At 70.2% G+C, this 18,015-nt stretch carries 15 protein-coding genes; 13 read left to right on the top strand and 2 right to left on the bottom strand.

Translation table 11 applies throughout. From position 1 onward, the window contains the following. Positions 1-30 precede the first annotated feature (30 nt). Complete coding sequence (locus ACG04Q_RS11070; RefSeq protein ID WP_394510982.1) at positions 31-2,361, bottom strand: hypothetical protein; 2,331 nt, start codon at positions 2,359-2,361, stop codon at positions 31-33. Positions 2,362-2,498: 137 nt separating this feature from the next. Between ACG04Q_RS11070 and ACG04Q_RS11075 the strand changes: the two genes are divergently transcribed. From ACG04Q_RS11075 to ACG04Q_RS11120, 10 genes are all read left to right on the top strand, one after another. Further along, positions 2,499-2,873 carry a hypothetical protein gene (locus ACG04Q_RS11075; protein WP_394510983.1) on the top strand — a complete coding sequence of 125 codons (375 nt, stop codon included), beginning with the start codon at positions 2,499-2,501 and terminating at the stop codon, positions 2,871-2,873. 125 nt (positions 2,874-2,998) lie between these two features. Beyond that, positions 2,999-5,092 (top strand): 3-hydroxyacyl-CoA dehydrogenase NAD-binding domain-containing protein, encoded by a 2,094-nt coding sequence (locus ACG04Q_RS11080; RefSeq protein ID WP_394510984.1) that lies wholly within the window; start codon positions 2,999-3,001, stop codon positions 5,090-5,092. A gap of 31 nt (positions 5,093-5,123) precedes the next feature. Further along, complete coding sequence (locus ACG04Q_RS11085; protein ID WP_394510985.1) at positions 5,124-6,299, top strand: acetyl-CoA C-acyltransferase; 1,176 nt, start codon at positions 5,124-5,126, stop codon at positions 6,297-6,299. A gap of 4 nt (positions 6,300-6,303) precedes the next feature. Then, the gene (locus ACG04Q_RS11090; protein ID WP_394510986.1) at positions 6,304-6,729 is read left to right on the top strand and encodes a PaaI family thioesterase; all 426 of its coding nucleotides are present in this window, start codon (positions 6,304-6,306) and stop codon (positions 6,727-6,729) included. 112 nt (positions 6,730-6,841) lie between these two features. Beyond that, complete coding sequence (locus tag ACG04Q_RS11095) at positions 6,842-7,678, top strand: hypothetical protein (RefSeq protein ID WP_394510987.1); 837 nt, start codon at positions 6,842-6,844, stop codon at positions 7,676-7,678. Between the two features lie 3 nt (positions 7,679-7,681). Beyond that, entirely contained in the window at positions 7,682-9,478 is a 1,797-nt protein-coding gene (locus ACG04Q_RS11100; protein WP_394510988.1) for an acyl-CoA dehydrogenase, read from the top strand. A 12-nt stretch (positions 9,479-9,490) separates the two neighbouring features. Continuing rightward, a complete protein-coding gene (locus ACG04Q_RS11105; RefSeq protein ID WP_394510989.1) occupies positions 9,491-10,282 on the top strand; it encodes an SDR family oxidoreductase in 792 nt (263 codons plus the stop codon). A gap of 3 nt (positions 10,283-10,285) precedes the next feature. After that, on the top strand, positions 10,286-10,771 hold the full coding sequence (locus ACG04Q_RS11110; RefSeq protein ID WP_394510990.1) for a PaaI family thioesterase: 486 nt from the start codon (positions 10,286-10,288) through the stop codon (positions 10,769-10,771). Between the two features lie 235 nt (positions 10,772-11,006). Further along, positions 11,007-11,645, top strand: a complete 639-nt coding sequence (locus ACG04Q_RS11115; protein ID WP_394510991.1) for an RpiB/LacA/LacB family sugar-phosphate isomerase — start codon at positions 11,007-11,009, stop codon at positions 11,643-11,645. A gap of 45 nt (positions 11,646-11,690) precedes the next feature. Next, a complete protein-coding gene (locus tag ACG04Q_RS11120) occupies positions 11,691-13,958 on the top strand; it encodes a DEAD/DEAH box helicase (RefSeq protein WP_394510992.1) in 2,268 nt (755 codons plus the stop codon). Positions 13,959-13,964: 6 nt separating this feature from the next. Here the strand turns inward: ACG04Q_RS11120 and ACG04Q_RS11125 are convergent, their stop codons facing one another. Beyond that, positions 13,965-14,582, bottom strand: coding sequence for a TetR/AcrR family transcriptional regulator (locus ACG04Q_RS11125; protein WP_394510993.1), 618 nt, complete (start codon positions 14,580-14,582; stop codon positions 13,965-13,967). A 120-nt stretch (positions 14,583-14,702) separates the two neighbouring features. Here ACG04Q_RS11125 and ACG04Q_RS11130 point away from each other — a divergent pair, with 120 nt between their 5' ends. From ACG04Q_RS11130 to ACG04Q_RS11140, 3 genes are read left to right on the top strand one after another with little or no spacing between them, the layout of a single operon-like run. Then, the gene (locus tag ACG04Q_RS11130) at positions 14,703-16,016 is read left to right on the top strand and encodes an NAD(P)/FAD-dependent oxidoreductase (RefSeq protein ID WP_394510994.1); all 1,314 of its coding nucleotides are present in this window, start codon (positions 14,703-14,705) and stop codon (positions 16,014-16,016) included. Then, the gene (locus tag ACG04Q_RS11135; protein WP_394510995.1) at positions 16,013-16,765 is read left to right on the top strand and encodes a DUF1365 domain-containing protein; all 753 of its coding nucleotides are present in this window, start codon (positions 16,013-16,015) and stop codon (positions 16,763-16,765) included. The genes ACG04Q_RS11130 and ACG04Q_RS11135 overlap by 4 nt, the downstream gene beginning before the upstream one ends. 1 nt (position 16,766) lies before the next feature. Then, positions 16,767-18,014, top strand: a complete 1,248-nt coding sequence (locus tag ACG04Q_RS11140; protein ID WP_394510996.1) for a class I SAM-dependent methyltransferase — start codon at positions 16,767-16,769, stop codon at positions 18,012-18,014. Position 18,015: the final 1 nt, after the last annotated feature.

The following is an 18,015-nucleotide window of genomic DNA, read 5'->3' on the forward strand; positions in this document are numbered from 1 at the left end:
GTGGCCTGCCGGCCCGCCAGCCGGTCGGCATCACTTCATCTGCAGCAGCCAGCCCCTGGCCTGGCGCAGATGGGCGTTCAACTGGGCCTGTGCCGGGCCGACGTCGGCGTCCGCCACCGGCAGCTTCTGCAGCAGCGCTGCGTCAATGAAGTCGCGCGAGGCGCGGTTCAGCATCCAGTTCATCGACGGCGGGCGCTGGCCTTGCGTGGCGGGCAGGCGCAGCTCGGCCACCTGGCCGCAGCCGCCCACGCGCTTGATGAGTTCCACCGTCGAGTCCTGCCCGCGCGCGCCGTTGCTGTGCAGGATGCCGCGCGGCGGCGCGCCAACCTCGTGCAGCGTGACGTTGCGTGCGCGGTAGCGTTGGCCATCCTGAGGCATGGCGTCTGCCGCCTGCGGCGCGTCGCGGCACAGCCAGTCATCCACCCGCGAGGGGCCGTTGAACAGCAGCAGCAGGCGCAGACGCGAGCGGTCCAGGATGCCTTGCGCGGCGCAGTCGTCCTCGGGTTTGCAGGCCTTGAGCTTGCCGCTGGCTTCCAGGTCGCGCAGCAGGTCCGACAGCATCAGCGTCGCGCTGCTCTCCACGTAGCCGCCATCGCCCAGCCGGTCCCATACCCGGCCCACGTCGCCGGTCTCCTCGTCCTTGTGTGCCTCCTTGAAGACGACGGCCGCGGCCGGGCTGATGTAGGGGAAGCGGGCGCTGTTGTGCACGGCCTGCGCGAGCGTCAGCCGGTCCACGTCCAGCCCGAGCGACGGGTCCAGCAGGTCCAGCCCATCGCCGCTGGGCAGCAGGAAGTCGGCCTGGTAGACGCGCTGCCCGCGCGCCAGTGCGGCGGTGTTCAGCGCCAGCAGCGGCAGCCATTCGGTGGGCGTGGTGCGCGCGTGCAGCGCGGTCAACGGTTCGCTCCACGGGTTGGGGCGGGCGCCGGGGCCGGGCGCGCAGCGGCGGGCCAGGCTGCGCGGCCAGTCACGTGCCCAGACCTGCTCCAGCGTCAGCGAGCGGTCCAGCTCGGCGACGGGCACGGGCAGCAGGCGCTGCACGAGGTCGCCATACAGCAGGCCGCCCACGGGCGCGGCGAGGTGGTCCTGGCCGGCGAAATCGCGCACCAGCTGCCACGGCGTGCAGGCGGCGGCATCCTGCGCCTGGCGGCGTGCGTCCACGGCGGCGACGAAGCTGGCCGCGCCCAGCGCGCCACCCGAAGTGCCGCTGATCGCGAACACCGAATCGGTGAAGTTGACGCCTTCCTGCTCGCCCAGGTCCTGCAGGCGCGCGAGCGCCGCGCTGCTCCAGTAAGCGGCGCGCGATGCGCCGCCGGCCGAGGCGACGAGCACCAGCGGCCGCTTGCCATCGGCGCCTGCGGTGCTCAGCCAGGCCTGCAGCCAGGCATCGGCCGGCTGGCGGTTGGCCACGGCGCGGGCCGCGCTGCGCTCGGGCGGGGCCACGCGGTGGTTGTCGTTCAGCGGCGCGAAGGCGACGAACAGCAGTGCCGGCAACGCCGTCAGTGGCACGCGGATCAACGCCTTGGGCACGTAGGTCAGCAGGATGCCGCCGAAAACAATCCAGCTGCCCAGCGCCAGCAGCACCAGCGCCGGCGACCCGATGGCGCGCGCCGTGGCCTCGGGCCAGGCCAGCAGCGCGGCCAGCAGCGCCCATTGCAGCAGCATCACCAGCGCCACCAGCACGCGCGACGGCGTGGCCATGCGGTCCTCGCGCACCATGGCGGCGATGGCGTCGCGGCGCACGTCCAGCGCCAGCCAGCGTGCCAGCCAGGAGCCATCACTCAGCCGCAGCAGCCAGGCGCGGCGCTTGACGACGAAGACGTACAGCGCCGCCGTGACGGCCAGCAGGCCGGCGCCGATCAGGCGCTCGCGCGTCTGCAGCAGGAAGAACAGCGCGATGGGCAGCCCGCCGCCCGGAATGAGCAAGCGCGGCAGCCAGCGGCGCAGGCCCGCAGCGAAGCCCGCGTGCGTGCACTCGCCCAGCGTGTCGGGCTCGAAGCGCCGGTCCAGCAGCAGCCGGCTGGTGTACCAGGCCAGCAGCAGCCACAGCCCGAACGCGGACACCAGCACAGCCGTCTGCGCGCTGCCCACCTCCAGCGCCAGCAGCGTCTCGCGCGCCTGCTCCAGCCCCAGCAGCGTGCCCACGCCGGCGGCGACGATGCCGACCGGGAACAGGCACAGCCACAGCACGCGCAGCAGGTACAGCACGCGGGGCACGTCGCCTTCGGCGGGCGGCGCGGGCTCGTCCGGACGGGGCGGCGGCGGGGGCGGCTCCGGCGTGGGCGGGCCCGGCGGCTGCGGCAGCGGCGAGAACTGCGGCGGCGGCGAATTGTCGTGGGGCGGGTAGACGACCGGGATCAGCATGGGCTGCACTCTAGTCGCGCCATGGCATCGGTCCAGTGCGCGCCTGACCAGGGCGCGCCTCGTGGGAAACCCTGGCCGGCTGCCGTCAGCGCAGCGGCGCCACTACATTTGCTGACACAACGCAAGGGGAGAGGTGCATGGATCAAGGCCAATGGCTGATGCTGATGGGGAGCTTGGTGCTGGGTGGCCTGCTGGCGGCGGGCGGCGTGTACGCCTGGCTGTCGGGCCATGCGAAGCGCGACGCGCAACGCCGGCTGCAGCTCGAGCAGGCCTACCACCTCGCGGGCCAGCAGCTCACGCAGGCGCGCAAGCAGATCGAGCAGCTGCAGCGCGAGAACCACGAGCTGCGCCTGGCCGTGCGCCCGGCGCCGCGCCCGGCGCCACCGCCCGAGCCCGTGGTGGACGCCGCGGAAGCCACCCGCCGGTATGCCGAAGCCAAGATGCAGCCGCCGGCGCCCAAGGAAGTCCCGAAGGCGTTCAAGGACACCGTGGTGCTCAAGCGCGCCGAGTAGCGCGCCCGCCCTTGTCACTGCCGGGACAAGACGGCGTCAAAGCCGCTGCCTAGAATCGAACGGTCGTTCTATTTCTGGGCCGGCTGCAGGAGACGCGGCACGGCCCTTCAACCGAGGTCGTGCCCATGACAGCCCATTACGAAGTTCGCGGCAGCGTCGCCGTGATCACGCTCGACAACCCGCCGGTGAACGGTCTGGGTTTCGCCACCCGTTCGGCCTGTGCCGCGGGCGTGGAACGCGCGGAGGCCGATCCGGCCGTGACCGCCGTCGTCATCACCGGGGCCGGCAAGGCCTTCTCGGGCGGTGCGGACATCAAGGAATTCGGCAGCCCCAAGGCGCTGGCCGAGCCCAACCTGCTGAGCCTGATTGCCGTGGTGGAGAACTGCAGCAAGCCGGTGGTGGCCGCCATCCACAGCGTGTGCATGGGCGGTGGCCTGGAGCTGAGCCTGGGCTGCCACTACCGCGTGGCGCAAGCCGGCACCAAGGTGGCCCTGCCGGAAGTCAAGCTGGGCCTGCTGCCCGGTGCCGGTGGCACGCAGCGCCTGCCGCGCGCGCTGGGCGTGGAGCCCGCGCTGAACATGATCGTCAGCGGCGAGCCGGTGGAGGCGCAGATGCTGGCCATGGTTCCCGGCCAGAAGCTGTTTGACAAGGTCGTGGACGCCGACGTGCTGGGTGCGGCCATCCAGTTCGCGCAGGAAGTGGCCGAGAAGCGCCCGCTGCCCAAGGTGCGTGACCTGAAGGCCCGTCACCCGAACCCCGACGCCTACTTCCAGTTCGCCCGCAACATGGTGGGCGGCATGAGCAAGAACTACCCCGCGCCGCTGCGCTGCCTGGAGGCGGTGGCCGGTGCGGTCAAGCTGAAGTTCGACGACGGCATGCGCGCCGAGCGCGAAGGCTTTGCCGCGCTGATGCTGACGCCGGAATCGAAGGCCCTGCGCCACCTGTTCTTCGCCGAGCGCGTGGCCAGCAAGATCGCCGACGTGCCCGAAGACACGCCGCTGCGCACCATCGCCAAGGTGGGCGTCATCGGCGCCGGCACCATGGGCGGCGGCATCTCGATGAACTTCCTGAACGCCGGCCTGCCGGTCACCATCCTGGAGACCAAGCAGGAAGCCCTGGACCGTGGCGTGGCCACGATCAAGAAGAACTACGAAGCCCAGGTCAAGAAGGGCAAGCTCAAGGAAGACAAGTACGCCGCCCGCTTGGCGCTGCTGTCCACGACGCTGAGCTATGACGACCTGAAGGACTGCGACCTCATCATCGAGGCGGTCTTCGAGGAGATCGGCGTCAAGGAAGCCGTGTTCAAGCAGCTGGACGCGGTCGCCAAGCCCGGCGCCATCCTGGCCTCCAACACCTCCACGCTGGACGTCGACAAGATCGCCTCGTTCACCAAGCGTCCGCAGGACGTGGTGGGCATGCACTTCTTCAGCCCGGCCAACGTGATGAAGCTGCTGGAAGTGGTGCGCGGCAAGGAAACCGCCAAGGACGTGCTGGCCACGGTCATGGCCATTGGCAAGAAGATCAAGAAGACGGCGGTGGTGTCCGGCGTTTGCGACGGCTTCATCGGCAACCGCATGATCGAGCAGTACAGCCGCCAGGCCGGCTTCCTGCTGGATGAAGGTTGCACGCCGCAGCAGGTGGACAAGGCCGTCGAGAAGTTCGGCTTCGCGATGGGCCCGTTCCGCATGGGCGACCTGGCCGGCAACGACATCGGCTGGGCCATCCGCAAGCGCCGCGCCGTCGAGCGCGCCACGATGAAGTACTCGGCCAGCGCCGACCGCCTGTGCGAGCTGGGCCGCTTTGGCCAGAAGACCGGCGCCGGCTGGTACGACTATCTGCCGGGCAAGCGCGATGCGATCCCGTCGCCGGTGGTGGACGAAATGCTGGCCAAGCACCGCGAAGCCATCGGCGCCAAGAAGCGCGACATCAGCGACGAGGAGATCGTGCACCGCCTGGTGTTCGCGCTCGTCAACGAAGCCGCGCACCTGCTTGAAGAGGGCATCGCCCAGCGCGCCTCCGACGTGGACATGGTCTACCTGACCGGCTACGGCTTCCCGATCTGGCGCGGCGGCCCGATGTGCTACGCCGACACCCTGGGCCTGTTCAACGTCGTGCAGGCGATGAAGCGCTTTGCGCAGAACCCGATGGACGACGGCGAATTCTGGAAGCCGGCGCCGCTGCTGGCCCGCCTCGTGGCCGAAGGCAAGTCCTTCACCTGATCGCTGCCCGCACACGAACTAGGAACAAGACATGAGCAACGCACTGATCGTCTCTACCGCCCGCACCCCGCTGACCAAGAGCTGGAAGGGCGCGTTCAACATGACCCACGGCGCCACGCTGGGCGGCTGGGCGGTGGCGGCCGCCGTCGAGCGTGCCGGCATCGACGCCGGCGCCATCGAAGACGTGCTGATGGGTTGTGCCAACCCCGAAGGCGCCACGGGCGCCAACGTCGCCCGCCAGATCGCGCTGAAGGCCGGCCTGCCCATCACGGTGAGCGGCGTCACCATCAACCGCTTCTGCTCCAGCGGCCTGCAGACCATCGCCATGGCCGCGCAGCGCATCATCGCGGGCGAGGGCGATGTCTACATTGCCGGCGGCGTGGAAAGCATCTCCTGCGTGCAGCAGGAAATGAACAAGCACATGCTGGCCGACCCGTCGCTGGCCAAGATCAAGCCCGAGATCTACTGGAACATGCTGCAGACCGCCGAGAACGTGGCCAAGCGCTACAATATCTCGCGCGAGCGCATGGACCAGTACGGCGCCGGCAGCCAGCAAAAGGCCTGCGCCGCTCAGGCGGCCGGCAAGTTCGCTGACGAACTCATCACTGTGACCACCACCATGGGCGTGGCCGACAAGGTCATGGGCCTGATGAGCAAGGAAGTGACCGTGAGTGCCGACGAAGGCCTGCGCGAAGGCACCACCTACGAAGGCATCAAGGACCTGCGCTCCGCCGTGCCCGGCGGCCTGGTGACGGCCGGCAACGCCAGCCAGTTCAGCGACGGCGCGGGCGCCTGCGCGCTGGTCAGCGAGCAGTACGCCTCGGCGCACAACCTCAAGCCGCTGGGCCGCTTCCTCGGCTTCGCCGTGGCGGGTTGCGAGCCGGACGAAATGGGCATCGGCCCCGTCTTCGCTGTGCCCAAGGTGCTGAAGAAGCTGGGCCTCACCGTCGCCGACATCGACCTGTGGGAGCTGAACGAAGCCTTCGCCGTGCAGGTGCTGTACTGCGCTGACACGCTGGGCATCCCGATGGACAAGCTCAACGTCAACGGCGGCGCCATCGCGGTGGGCCACCCGTACGGCGTGTCGGGCCAGCGCCTGACGGGCCACGCCCTGATCGAAGGCAAGCGCCGCGGCGCCAAGCGCGTGTGCGTGACGATGTGCATCGGCGGCGGCATGGGCGCGGCCGGCGTGTTCGAAGTGCTGTGACGCCATGAGTGTCTCGCCCGAAGTCTTCCTGGCGATGGGGCGAGACATCCTCGCCCAGCAGTCCTTCAGCCGCCTGCTGGGCACGGAGCTCGCTGCGCTGGCGCCGGGGCAGGTCGAACTGCAGCTGCCGCTGCGGGAGGACCTGCTGCAACAGAACGGCTTCGCGCATGGCGGCGTCGTCAGCTACCTGGCCGACAACGCGCTGACCTATGCCGGTGGCACCGCGATGCAGGTGCCCGTCGTGACGTCCGAGTTCAAGATCAACTACGTGCGTCCCGCGGTGGGCGAGCGGCTGATTGCTCGGGCCGAGGCCCAGGCAGTGAGCAAGACGCAGGCCGTCTGCCGCTGCGAGGTGTTCGCGGTCAAGGATGGCAGCGAGAAGCTGTGCGCGCTGGCGCAAGGCACCATCGTCCGCCTGGCCCAGGACTGACGAGCAGCGCGATGGCCGGGTTCGCGTCATGGGGGGTGTGACTCCCGTCCTGGCGCGGGAGATGCTGGCACAGTGCAGCGATCCCCATCCCACCGTTGCACGGAGTCTGCTGATGAAACTGCTTGCCCTTCCCCTGGCCGCCTCGGTGCTGCTGGCCGTCTGTGGCACCGTCACTGCGCAAACGGTGCCTGCTGCCGACACCACGCCCATCGTGAAGGCCATCGAGGCCAAGGACTGCGCGTCGGCCGCGCGCGCGCTCAACAGCGCTCTTGAGAAGCCGTCGCCGGCCGTGCTGGTGCTGGCCGGCTCGATGTTCGAACAGGGGCTGTGCCTCAAGCCCAGCGCCGAACGCGCGGCGCGCTTCTACCTGCGTGCGCAGGAGCAGCCCGGCGTGCCGGCGCGGCTGGCGGCGCTGTACGCCTCGCCCGCGGCCGGACCGGACAAGGGCCTGGCGCTGTGGTGGGGCCAGCGGGCCGAACTGCCGCTGCCGCGCGACTGCGAGGTCGCGCCGGAGGCCCGACAGGACGTGGAGCGTTTCAGTACCGCGCTGGGTGGCTGGAGCGCGGCCCGGCTGGACGGCTGCGTGTACGTCGTGGGCGTGCTGGCCTCGGTGGGTGCCGAGTTCGTCACCACCCGCACCGGGGAGGGCCTGCCGGCGCTGTTCCTGCCGGCCAGCGGCCAGCTGACGCTGGCAACCGACCAGTTGACGCAGGAGGCCATGGACGCGGGCGTCGGTGCCGGCGCCATCCGCGGCTCGGCGCCGGGCTTCCAACGCGCGGAGTCGTGGTCGCAGCCGGACACCGGCAAGGCGCGCGCCCGCGAGGAACTGAAGGCATTGGCGCCGCGCGTCGACCGTCTGGCCGCCGACGCGCTGAAGCGCTACCCGCGCCCCGACGGACTGGACCCCGCCTGGCGGCTGAATTTCATCATCACATCGCAAAGAAGCTGAGGCATGCGCGAGACGCTGGACTTTCTGTTGTTCGACTGGCTGAAGGCCGGCGACCTGACCGCGCGTGAGCGCTTCGCCGAGCACTCGGCGGAAACCTTCTCCGCGGTGCTGGACACCTGCGAAAAGATCGCCCGCGAGAAGTTCGCGCCGTTCAACCGGCTGGCCGACACGCAGGAGCCTCACTTCGACGGCGAACGCGTGCACCTGCCGCAGGCCACGCACGACGCGACGCGGGCCTATGCCGAGTCCGGCATGCTGGCCGCGGCGCAGGACTACGACGTGGGCGGCATGCAGCTGCCCTGCGTCATCGAGATGGCGGGCAACGCCTTCTTCAGCAAGGCCAGCGTGGCCATGGGCGGCTACGCGATGCTGACCTCGGGTAATGCCAGCCTGCTGATGGCCCACGGCACGCCGCTGCAGCGCGAAGTCTTTGCGAAGAACGAGTTCGCCGGCCGCTGGTTCGGCACCATGTGCCTGTCTGAGCCGCAGGCCGGCTCGTCGCTGTCCGACATCGCCACCCGCGCCGAGCTGGAGGACGAGGCTGACGCACTCGGCCCGCGCTACCGGCTCACGGGCAACAAGATGTGGATCTCGGGCGGCGAGCACGAGATCACCGAGAACATCGTTCACCTGGTGCTGGCCAAGGTGCCGGGGCCGGATGGCAGGCTGATCCCGGGCACCAAGGGCATCTCGCTGTTCATCGTGCCCAAGAAGCTGGTGAACGAGCGCGCCGAGCTGACCGGCGAGCGCAACGACGTGAGCCTCGCTGGCCTGAACCACAAGCTGGGCTACCGCGGCACCACCAATTGCCTGCTGAATTTCGGCGAAGGTCGCTTCACGCCGGGCGGGCGCAAGGGCGCCATCGGTTACCTCGTCGGCAAGCCCGGCGAGGGCCTGCGCGCCATGTTCCACATGATGAACGAGGCCCGCATCGGCGTCGGCCTGGGCGCGGTGATGCTCGGTTACGCCGGCTACGAGGCCAGCCTGGACTACGCCAAGCAGCGCCCGCAGGGCCGGCCCATGACGGCCGCGGGCAAAGACGCCGCTAGCCCCCAGCGGCCCATCATCGAACACGCCGACGTGCGCCGCATGCTGCTCGCACAGAAGAGTTATGTGGAAGGCGGCCTGGCGTTGGAGCTGTTCTGCGCGCGCCTGGTCGACGAGCTCGCCACGGGCGAAGACCGGGCCGGTGCGCAGGCGCTGCTGGACGTGCTGATCCCCATCGCCAAGAGCTGGCCCAGCGAGTGGTGCCTGGAGTCCAACTCGCTGGCCATCCAGGTGCTGGGTGGCTACGGCTACACGCGCGACTTCCCGGTCGAGCAGTACTGGCGCGACCAGCGCCTGAACATGATCCACGAGGGCACGCACGGCATCCAGGCGCTGGACCTGCTGGGCCGCAAGGTGGTGCAGCAGGGCGGGGCGTCGCTGGCCGCGCTGGCCGCGCGCGTGCAGCAGACGATCGAGCGCGCCATCCAGACCGACTGGGCACCGCAGGCCAACCAACTCGCCGCGGCCCTGGCCCAGGTGGGTGGCGCCACGAAGAAGGCCTGGAGCACCGGCGAGCCGGAAGAAGCGCTGGCCAACGCCGTGCCCTACCTGCAGGCCTTCGGCCACACGGTGCTGGCCTGGCTGTGGCTGGACGTGGTGCTGGCGGTGAGCGGCGACAGCCACTTCGCCCACGGCAAGCGCGCCGCGGCCCGCTACTTCTTCGCGTACGAGCTGCCCAAGATAGCCGCGTGGCTGGACGTCGTGGCTCGTCGCGAGCCGCTGTGCCGGGACATCAAAGCTGAATACCTCTGAGGAGACACGTCAATGAGCACCAAAGTCCAAGACCTTTTCGACCTGACTGGCCAAGTGGCCCTCGTCACCGGCGGCTCGCGCGGCCTCGGCCTGCAGATCGCCGAGGCGCTGGGGGATGCCGGCGCCAAGATCATGCTGACCTCGCGCAAGGCGGCCGACCTGGAAGAGGCCGCGGCCCACCTGCAGGCGCGCGGCATCGACGCCCGCTGGATTGCGGCGGACGCGGCCAAGGAAGACGAGGCCCAGCGCGTCGTCACCGAGACCATGGAGCGGCTGGGTCAGATCGACATCCTCGTGAACAACGCCGGCGCCACCTGGGGCGCGCCGGCCGAGGAGCACCCGATTGCCGCGTGGGACAAGGTGATGGACCTGAACATCCGCAGCCTGTTCGTGTTCGCCCAGGCCGTGGCCAAGGCCAGCATGATTCCGCGCAAGTCGGGCCGCATCATCAACGTCGCGTCCATCGCCGGCCTGTCCGGCAACTCGGGCGCGATGAAGACCATCGCCTACAACACCAGCAAGGGCGCGGCCGTGAACTTCACGCGCGCGCTGGCGGGCGAGTGGGGCCAGTACGGCATCACTGTCAACGCGCTGGCGCCGGGCTTCTTCCCCAGCAAGATGACGCAGGGCCTGCTGGCCGCCGTGGGCGCCGAGAAGATGGCCTCGCACGCGCCGCTGAACCGCCTGGGTGACGACGAAGACCTGAAGGGCGCGGCCCTGCTGTTCGCCTCCAAGGCCGGCAAGCACATCACCGGCCAGATCCTGGCGGTGGACGGCGGCGTCAGCGCCGTGCACGGGAACTGACCCATGAGCCACCGCCCGCCCCCGCCGCTGAACTTCCCGGTTCGCATCCCCTTCGTCCAGCAACTGGGGCTGGAGTTGCACAGCCTGGGCGATGGCGAGGCGGAGATCCGCGTCGACCTGCAGGAAGGCCACCTGAACTCCTGGGAGGTGGCCCACGGCGGTGTGCTGATGACGCTGCTAGACGTGGCCATGGCCCACGCCGCGCGCAGCATCCACCGCCACCAGCCAGGCATGGGGCCGGGTGTGGTGACGGTGGAGATGAAGACCAGCTTCATGCGTCCCGGCGAGGGCGAGCTGCGCTGCCACGCCAGGCTGCTGCACCGCACCGCCACCATGGCCTTCTGCGAGGGCTCGGTGTTCGGCGGCGACGGCAAGCTCTGCGCGCACGCCACCGGCACCTTCAAGTACCTGAAGGCCTTGCCCACGCAGGGGCGGCGCCTCAACAAGCTCACGCCGGCCGAGGCGGGCGGCACGCCCGGGCCCGCCTGACCCTGCGCCGCCCCGGGATTGGCGGTTTTCTGAAACGACGTTCCAATAACGGGCACAATAGCGCTGCGCCAGCACCTCGACGATGAGGTGCGCGGCGGGCCAGGTGGGCACCCGGACCATGCCGTCCGCCCCTGCGGGGGACCAACCCCTGGCCCGACGGTCTGCGCTTGCGGCCCCTCTGGCCCGAGCCGAACCGGCTTTGCCCCCACCCGATTCGCCTCAGAAAGCCCCCGCCATGAAGATCGCCCTCATCATCGAGAACAGCCAGGCCGCCAAGTCCGAGATCGTCCACAACGCGCTCAAGACCGTCGCTGAGCCGCTGGGCCACCAAGTCCACCACTACGGCATGTACACGCCGGAAGACAAGGCCTCGCTGACCTACGTCATGAACGGCCTGCTGGCCGGCATCCTGCTGAACAGCAAGGCCGCCGACTTCGTCATCACCGGCTGCGGCACGGGCATGGGTTCCATGCTGGCCTGTAACAGCATGCCCGGCGTGTTCTGCGGCCTGGTCATCGACCCGACCGACGCCTTCCTGTTCGGCCAGATCAACGACGGCAACGCCATGTCCATGCCCTATGCCAAGGGCTTCGGCTGGGCCGCCGAGCTGAACCTGCAGGACTGCTACCGCAAGCTGCTGGAGAACGAGCGCGGCGCCGGCTACCCCAAGGAGCGCGCGGCCATCATGGCCAAGAACCGCGGCATCCTGAAGGACCTGAAGGCCGCCTCCTGCAAGGACATGCTGACCGTGCTGAAGAGCGTCGACCAGGACCTGCTGAAGGCCGCCGTGTCGGGCGAGAAGTTCCAGGAACTGTTCTTCACGAACTGCCAGGATGACGCCATTGCCGCCCACATCAAGGGCGTGCTGGCCTAAGTGCCCGACCCTCGCGACGGTCTCGCGGCCTGCGAGACTGTCGCGATGTCTGTTGCTCCACCCCACCTGACGCTGCGCACGCTGACGCGCGGCGATGGCCTGCTGGGCCTGCGTCCGCGCGGCGCTTTAGGCCCGCGCGGCGAGCAGGTGACGGTGGCGACGCTGGCGCGGCGGGATGCCGACGCCGAGCAAATCCTCATCAAGCTGGGCCTCATCGCCCTCGACCCCGCGCTGCTGCAGTGGCGCGGCACGCCGCAGCCACTGGGCGGCGAGTCACTCTGGACCACGCCGCAGGAAGAGTTCTTCGGTGACTTCCATGCCGAGGCCGTGCCCGAGCTGCAGGCCCAGGGCTGGCAGGTCACGACCGAGCCCGGCTTTGCCCACCACAGCCAGTTCGTCAGCGGCTGGCAACTGGGGCTGACGGAAGACACCGAACAAGAGGCGCCCAAGCCCAGCCGCCGCGTCGAAGGTCTGGCGCTGGAGCGCCGCACAGGCGCCTGGCTGGTGAGCCTGGGCATGGAGGTCGACGGCAGGACGCTGGACCTGGCACCCTTGATCGCCAACCTGCTGCGCCGCGACAAGCGCTGGCTGGACGCCGTGGCCATCGCCGCCATCGAGGACGACGCCATCGTGTCGCTGCGCGCACCGGGCGGGCGGCGCTATCACGCCGCTGCTGCGCCGCTGAAGGCCATGATGCTGGCGCTGCTGGACCTGCTCAAACCCGCCGAGCTGGAGAAGGGCAAGCCGCTCAAGCTGAACGAATGGGACGCGGATCGCCTCCGTGTCATCGAGGACGAAGCGCGCGGCCGCTGGCAGATCCATGGTGACGCGGGCCTGAAGGCGCTGGGCCGGCGGCTGCTGGCGGCGGGCGCACCGACTGCGTTCGAGCAGCCACCCGGCCTGGGCCTGCAACTGCGGCCTTACCAGCTCCACGGCCTGGCCTGGCTGCAATACCTGCGTGCCCAGAACCTCGCCGGCATCCTGGCCGATGACATGGGTCTGGGCAAGACGGCACAGGCGCTGGCCCACGTCTGGGCCGAGAAGCAGGCCGGGCGGCTGGACCGGCCCGCGCTGGTCGTCGTGCCCACATCGCTGCTGTTCAACTGGCAGCAGGAGGCTGCGCGCGTTGCGCCGGGACTGGCGGTCAAGACCTGGCACGGCGCGGACCGTGCGGCGCTGAACCTCACCGGCGCCGATGTCGTGCTGACGACCTACAACCTCGTCTGGCGCGACCTGCGCGCGCTGTCGGCCCGGCCCTGGCATCTGCTCATCCTGGACGAAGCCCAGTCGGTGAAGAACGCGCAGGCTCGTGCGGCGCGCGCGCTGCGCCGCCTGGACGCGCGGCACCTGCTGGCGCTGACCGGCACGCCGCTGGAGAACCACCTGGGCGAGCTGTGGTCGCTGTTCGACCTGCTGATGCCCGGCTTCCTGGGCGACTCGCGCACGTTCGCGCGCCACTGGCGCAAGCCCATCGAGGTCAACCGCGACGGCCCGCGCGCGCGGCTGCTGGCGGCGCGCGTGCGGCCCTTCATCCTGCGCCGGCTCAAGACCGAGGTGGCCACCGAACTGCCGCCGCTGACCGAGCTGGTGAAGCGTGTGCCGCTGGTGGGCCAGCAGAAGCAGCTGTACGAGAGCGTGCGCGTCGCCGCCGACCACATGGTGCGCCGCATCCTGCAGCGCGACGGCTTCACGCCCACCAGCCTCATCAGCGTGCTGGACGCGATGCTGAAGCTGCGCCAGGTCTGCTGCGACCCGCGTTTGGTGAAGGGCGTAGAGATGGCGCCGCACACCGAGCGCGCCAAGCTCGACTGGCTGCGCGAGCACCTGCCGGACCTGGTGGCGCAGGGCCGGCGTGTGCTGGTGTTCTCGCAGTTCACCGAGATGCTGGACCTGATCGCCGCCGAGGTGCCCGTGCCGCACCTGCGGCTGACCGGCGCCACGCCGGCCGCACAGCGCGGTGACATCGTGCGGCGCTTCCAGGCGCGCGAGGTGCCGGTGCTGCTGGCCAGCCTGAAGGCCGGCGGCGTGGGGCTGAACCTGACGGCGGCCGACACCGTCATCCACGTCGACCCCTGGTGGAACCCCGCCGTGCAGGCCCAGGCCAGCGCGCGGGCGCACCGCATCGGGCAGGACCAGCCGGTGTTTGCCTACCAGCTGGTGGCCCAGGGCAGCATCGAGGAGCGCATGCTGGAGCTGCAGGCGCGCAAGAAGGCGCTGGCCGACGGCTTGCTGGGCAGCGACGACGGCGCGCTGCTGACCAAGTTCAGCGCGCCCGAGTTGAGCCTGCTGCTGGCGCCGCTGGAAGAGGATTGATGGGCTTCAGCCCGCCAGCCCGTCGAAGGTCGTGCCGTTCACCCACTCGATGATCTGCGCGTGGGTGTACTGCCCCGAGTCCTTCAGCAGCGCGACGACCGGGTCGCAGGCGCGTGCGAACAGCGTGTAGAGCACCAGCTCCGCCGGCACATCGGCCTTGAGCTGGCCGCCGGTCTGGGCCTCGGCGATCCAGATGCTCAGGCGGTTGCTCAGCGAGATCAGCCGGTCCATGTAGGCGTCGTTGGCCTGCAGTGCCGCGCTGAGGCTGGAGTTCTGCGCCGGCAGCGACGGCATCTCGCCTTCCAGCTGCGTCTGCATGGCCCAGCCGGTCACGGCCTTGAGCTGGTCCAGCGGCGTCACGCCACCGGCGTCGCCGCGGGCGCGCAGCTCGTCGACGAAGGCCAGCGCCCGGTCCAGCACACCCACCATGGCTGCGCCGGCCAGCTCTTCCTTGGACGTGAACAGCTTGTACAGGCTGGCCTTGGCCATGCCGGCTTCGGCGGCCACCTCGTCCACCGTCATCGCGTCGTAGCCCTTGCGGGCCAGCAGGCGGTTCACGGCGGTGACGATGGCGTCCTCGCGCACGCGCTGCATCTGCTCACGGATCGACTGACGTACTCCCATGCCGCGATTCTAGGTGGCGGCGAGTCGAAAAAAACTATTTGGTGCAATTTTTGAACTCATGAGTTATTGTGTGAACTGATGAGTTCAAGTTTTGATCTCAATAGTTCAGGAGGTAAGCCCATGCAGCGCATCGCCGTCATCGGATCGGGAATCGCCGGCCTCGCCGCCGCCTGGCGGCTGACCACGTCGCCCGGCGGGCCGCGCGTCACGGTGTTCGAGGCGGGCAGCCATTTCGGCGGCCATGCGCACACGGTGGACCTGTGCCTGGACGGCGTCAGCCATGGCGTGGACACCGGCTTCCTCGTCTACAACGAGCGCACCTACCCGCTGCTGACCCGGCTGTTCGCCGAGCAGGGCGTGGAGGTGGCCGACTCGGACATGTCGTTCTCCGTGCAGGCGCCGCGCGCTGGCGGCGGCGGGCTGGAGTGGAGCGGCAGCTCGCTGGCCACCGTGTTCGCGCAGAAGCGCAACCTGCTGAACCCGCGCTTCCTGCACATGCTGGCCGAGATCCTGCGCTTCAACCGGCTGACCACGGCGCTGGCGACCGGGCAGGGCGGCGCGATGGCGCAGGGCAGCGTGCGCGAGTTCCTGGACGGCCACCGCTTCGGCGCGGGCTTTCGCGACGGCTACCTGCTGCCGATGATCGGCTGCATCTGGTCCTGTCCCACGGAGCAGATGCTGGACTTCCCCATCGAGACGCTGATCCGCTTCTGCCACAACCACGGGCTGATTCAGGTCAGCGACCGGCCGCAGTGGCGCACGGTGCGCGGCGGCTCGCGCCAGTACGTGCGCCGGCTGGTGGCGCAGCTGCCCGACGCGCGGCTGGACACGCCGGTACTGGGCCTGCAGCGCGCCGGCTCGCACGTGCTGCTGCGCACCGCGGCGGGCAGCGAGGCCTTCGACGGCGTCGTGCTGGCCTGCCACAGCGACCAGGCGCTGGCGCTGCTGGGCGACGGCGCCAGCGCCGACGAGCGCGCGGTGCTGGGTGCCATCCGCTACCAGCCCAACGTGGCCGTGCTGCACACCGACACCGGCGTGCTGCCCAGGCGCCAGGCCGCCTGGGCGGCGTGGAACTACGAGCGCGCCACCGACGCCGGCCGCGAGCAGGCGCAGGTCTGCCTGCACTACCTGATCAACCGGCTGCAGCCGCTGCCGTGGCAGCAGCCGGTCATCGTGTCGCTGAACCCGGTGCGCGACATCGACGAGCGCCACGTGCACCGCCGCATCGAGTACGCCCACCCCGTGTTCGACCTGGCCGCGCTGCAGGCCCAGCAGCGCGTGGGCGGGCTGCAGGGGCAGCAGCGCACCTGGTTCTGCGGCGCGTGGTGCGGCTATGGCTTCCACGAGGACGGCCTGCGCGCGGGCTTCGAGGCGGCCGACGGCGTGTTGGCGCAGCTGGCGGCCGCGCCGGCGGCGGAACGGGGTGCCGCGTGAGTGCGCAGCCGCTGATCGGTTTCGGCCCGGTCTGGCACCGGCGCCTGCGCCCGGTCGCGCATGAGTTCCGCTACGGCGGCTGCTTCCTGCTGCTGCCCATGCGCCGGCTGCGCGAGCAGGGCTGCGCCGCGCTGAACCGCAACGGCCGCGGCTGGCTGAGCTTCCAGGACCGCGACCATGGCGACGGCGGCGATGACGCGCTGGGCTGGTTCGACGAGCTGCTGGCCCGCGAAGGCATCACCGATGCCGATGGCGAGGTCTGGCTGCACACCTTCCCGCGCATGCTGGGCTATGCGTTCAAGCCGGTGAGCTTCTGGTACGCCCACCGCGCCGACGGCTCGCTGGCTGCGGCGCTGGCCGAGGTCAACAACACCTTCGGCGAGCGGCACGTCTATCTGCTGGCCGGCCCGGACCTGGCCTTCGGCGTCGAGCAGCGGGCGGCCAAGGTCTTCCACGTGTCGCCGTTCTGCAGCACGCAGGGCCAGTACCGCTTCCGCTTCGAGCGCACGGCCGAGCGCACGCTGGTGCGCGTGGACCTGCACGACGCGCAGGGCCCGCTGCTGCAGACCAGCGTGGGCGGCGTGCTGCAGCCGCTGACGCCGGCCAGCGCCCGGCTCGCCGTGTGGCGCATGCCCTTCATGACGATGGGCGTCGTCGCCCGCATTCACTGGCAGGCGCTGCGGCTGTGGGCCCGGCGCGTGCCGTTCTTCAGCAAGCCCCAGGCCCCCGATCACCTCGTGAGTCGTTGACATGACCCAAGCCACCACTCTCGCCAATCCCCAGGCCCTGCCCGCCACCGCACCGGCCGCCGCGCACCGGCTGCTGCGCATGCTGGAGCGCCTGCCGCACGGCCGGCTGGACCTGCAGCTGCCGGACGGCCGCCAGCTGAGCCTCGGCAGCGGCGACGGCGAGCGCGCCGCGCTGCGCGTGCAGCGCTGGTCGCTGTTCGAGCGCGTGCTCAAGTCCGGCGACATCGGCCTGGCAGAGAGCTTCATCGACGGCGACTGGGACACGCCCGACCTCGCCGGCCTGCTGCGCCTGGCGCTGGCCAACCGTGAGCACATCGAGGGCCTGATCTACGGCCGCTGGTGGGGGCGCCTGGCCTACCGGCTGCGCCACCTGCTGCGCCGCAACTCGCGCAGCGGCAGCGCCAAGAACATCCATGCCCACTACGACCTGGGCAACGACTTCTACCGCCTGTGGCTGGACCCCGGCATGAGCTACAGCTCGGCCTGGTTCGAGGGCCGCGACCCGCGCGACGTGGGCCTGGTCGAGGCGCAGGACGCCAAGGTGCGCCGCGCGCTGCGCGAGGCCGGCGTCAAGCCGGGCGACCGCGTGCTGGAGATCGGCTGCGGCTGGGGGGGCCTGGCCGAGATGGCGGCGCGCGAGTTCGGCGCCCGCGTGACCGGCGTGACGCTGTCCCGCGAGCAGCTGCAGTGGGGCCAGGCGCGCATGCGCAACGCCGGGCTGCAGCAGGCGGTCGAGCTGCTGTACCAGGACTACCGCGACCTGCCCAAGCAGCACGCCGACCAGCCCTTCGATGCCATCGTCTCCATCGAGATGTTCGAGGCCGTGGGCCGCGAGTACTGGCGCGGCTACTTCGAGACGCTGAACGCCTGCCTCAAGCCCGGCGGTCGTGCCTGCATCCAGAGCATCACCATCCGTGACGACCTGTTCGAGCGCTACCTGCGCTCCACCGACTTCATCCAGCAATACATCTTCCCCGGCGGCCTGCTGCCCAGCCCCAGCGCGTTCGAGGCCGAGGCGCGCCGCGCCGGCTTCGTCGTTGAGCACAAGCTGGCCTTCGGCCGCGACTACGCCGAGACGCTGCGCCGCTGGCGCGACGCCTTCCTGAAGGACATCGACGCCGTGCAGCGCCAGGGTTTCGACCTGCGCTTCCAGCGCATCTGGACCTTCTATCTCGCCTACTGCGAGGCCGCGTTCGATGCCGGCAGCACCGACGTCGTCCAGTTCACGCTGCGCAAGCCGGCGGCCTGAG

Origin of the sequence: Pelomonas lactea (assembly GCF_043555885.1) — a bacterium.
In the GTDB taxonomy this organism is placed as follows: Bacteria; Pseudomonadota; Gammaproteobacteria; order Burkholderiales; family Burkholderiaceae_C; genus Pelomonas; species Pelomonas lactea.

Bases quoted from the DNA above. Each gene is read 5' to 3' on its own strand.
- ACG04Q_RS11070 (WP_394510982.1), bottom strand. From the start codon at position 2,361: ATGCTGATCCCGGTCGTCTACCCGCCCCACGACAATTCGCCGCCGCCG.
- ACG04Q_RS11075 (WP_394510983.1), top strand. From the start codon at position 2,499: ATGGATCAAGGCCAATGGCTGATGCTGATGGGGAGCTTGGTGCTGGGT.
- ACG04Q_RS11080 (WP_394510984.1), top strand. From the start codon at position 2,999: ATGACAGCCCATTACGAAGTTCGCGGCAGCGTCGCCGTGATCACGCTC.
- ACG04Q_RS11085 (WP_394510985.1), top strand. From the start codon at position 5,124: ATGAGCAACGCACTGATCGTCTCTACCGCCCGCACCCCGCTGACCAAG.
- ACG04Q_RS11090 (WP_394510986.1), top strand. From the start codon at position 6,304: ATGAGTGTCTCGCCCGAAGTCTTCCTGGCGATGGGGCGAGACATCCTC.
- ACG04Q_RS11095 (WP_394510987.1), top strand. From the start codon at position 6,842: ATGAAACTGCTTGCCCTTCCCCTGGCCGCCTCGGTGCTGCTGGCCGTC.
- ACG04Q_RS11100 (WP_394510988.1), top strand. From the start codon at position 7,682: ATGCGCGAGACGCTGGACTTTCTGTTGTTCGACTGGCTGAAGGCCGGC.
- ACG04Q_RS11105 (WP_394510989.1), top strand. From the start codon at position 9,491: ATGAGCACCAAAGTCCAAGACCTTTTCGACCTGACTGGCCAAGTGGCC.
- ACG04Q_RS11110 (WP_394510990.1), top strand. From the start codon at position 10,286: ATGAGCCACCGCCCGCCCCCGCCGCTGAACTTCCCGGTTCGCATCCCC.
- ACG04Q_RS11115 (WP_394510991.1), top strand. From the start codon at position 11,007: ATGAAGATCGCCCTCATCATCGAGAACAGCCAGGCCGCCAAGTCCGAG.
- ACG04Q_RS11120 (WP_394510992.1), top strand. From the start codon at position 11,691: ATGTCTGTTGCTCCACCCCACCTGACGCTGCGCACGCTGACGCGCGGC.
- ACG04Q_RS11125 (WP_394510993.1), bottom strand. From the start codon at position 14,582: ATGGGAGTACGTCAGTCGATCCGTGAGCAGATGCAGCGCGTGCGCGAG.
- ACG04Q_RS11130 (WP_394510994.1), top strand. From the start codon at position 14,703: ATGCAGCGCATCGCCGTCATCGGATCGGGAATCGCCGGCCTCGCCGCC.
- ACG04Q_RS11140 (WP_394510996.1), top strand. From the start codon at position 16,767: ATGACCCAAGCCACCACTCTCGCCAATCCCCAGGCCCTGCCCGCCACC.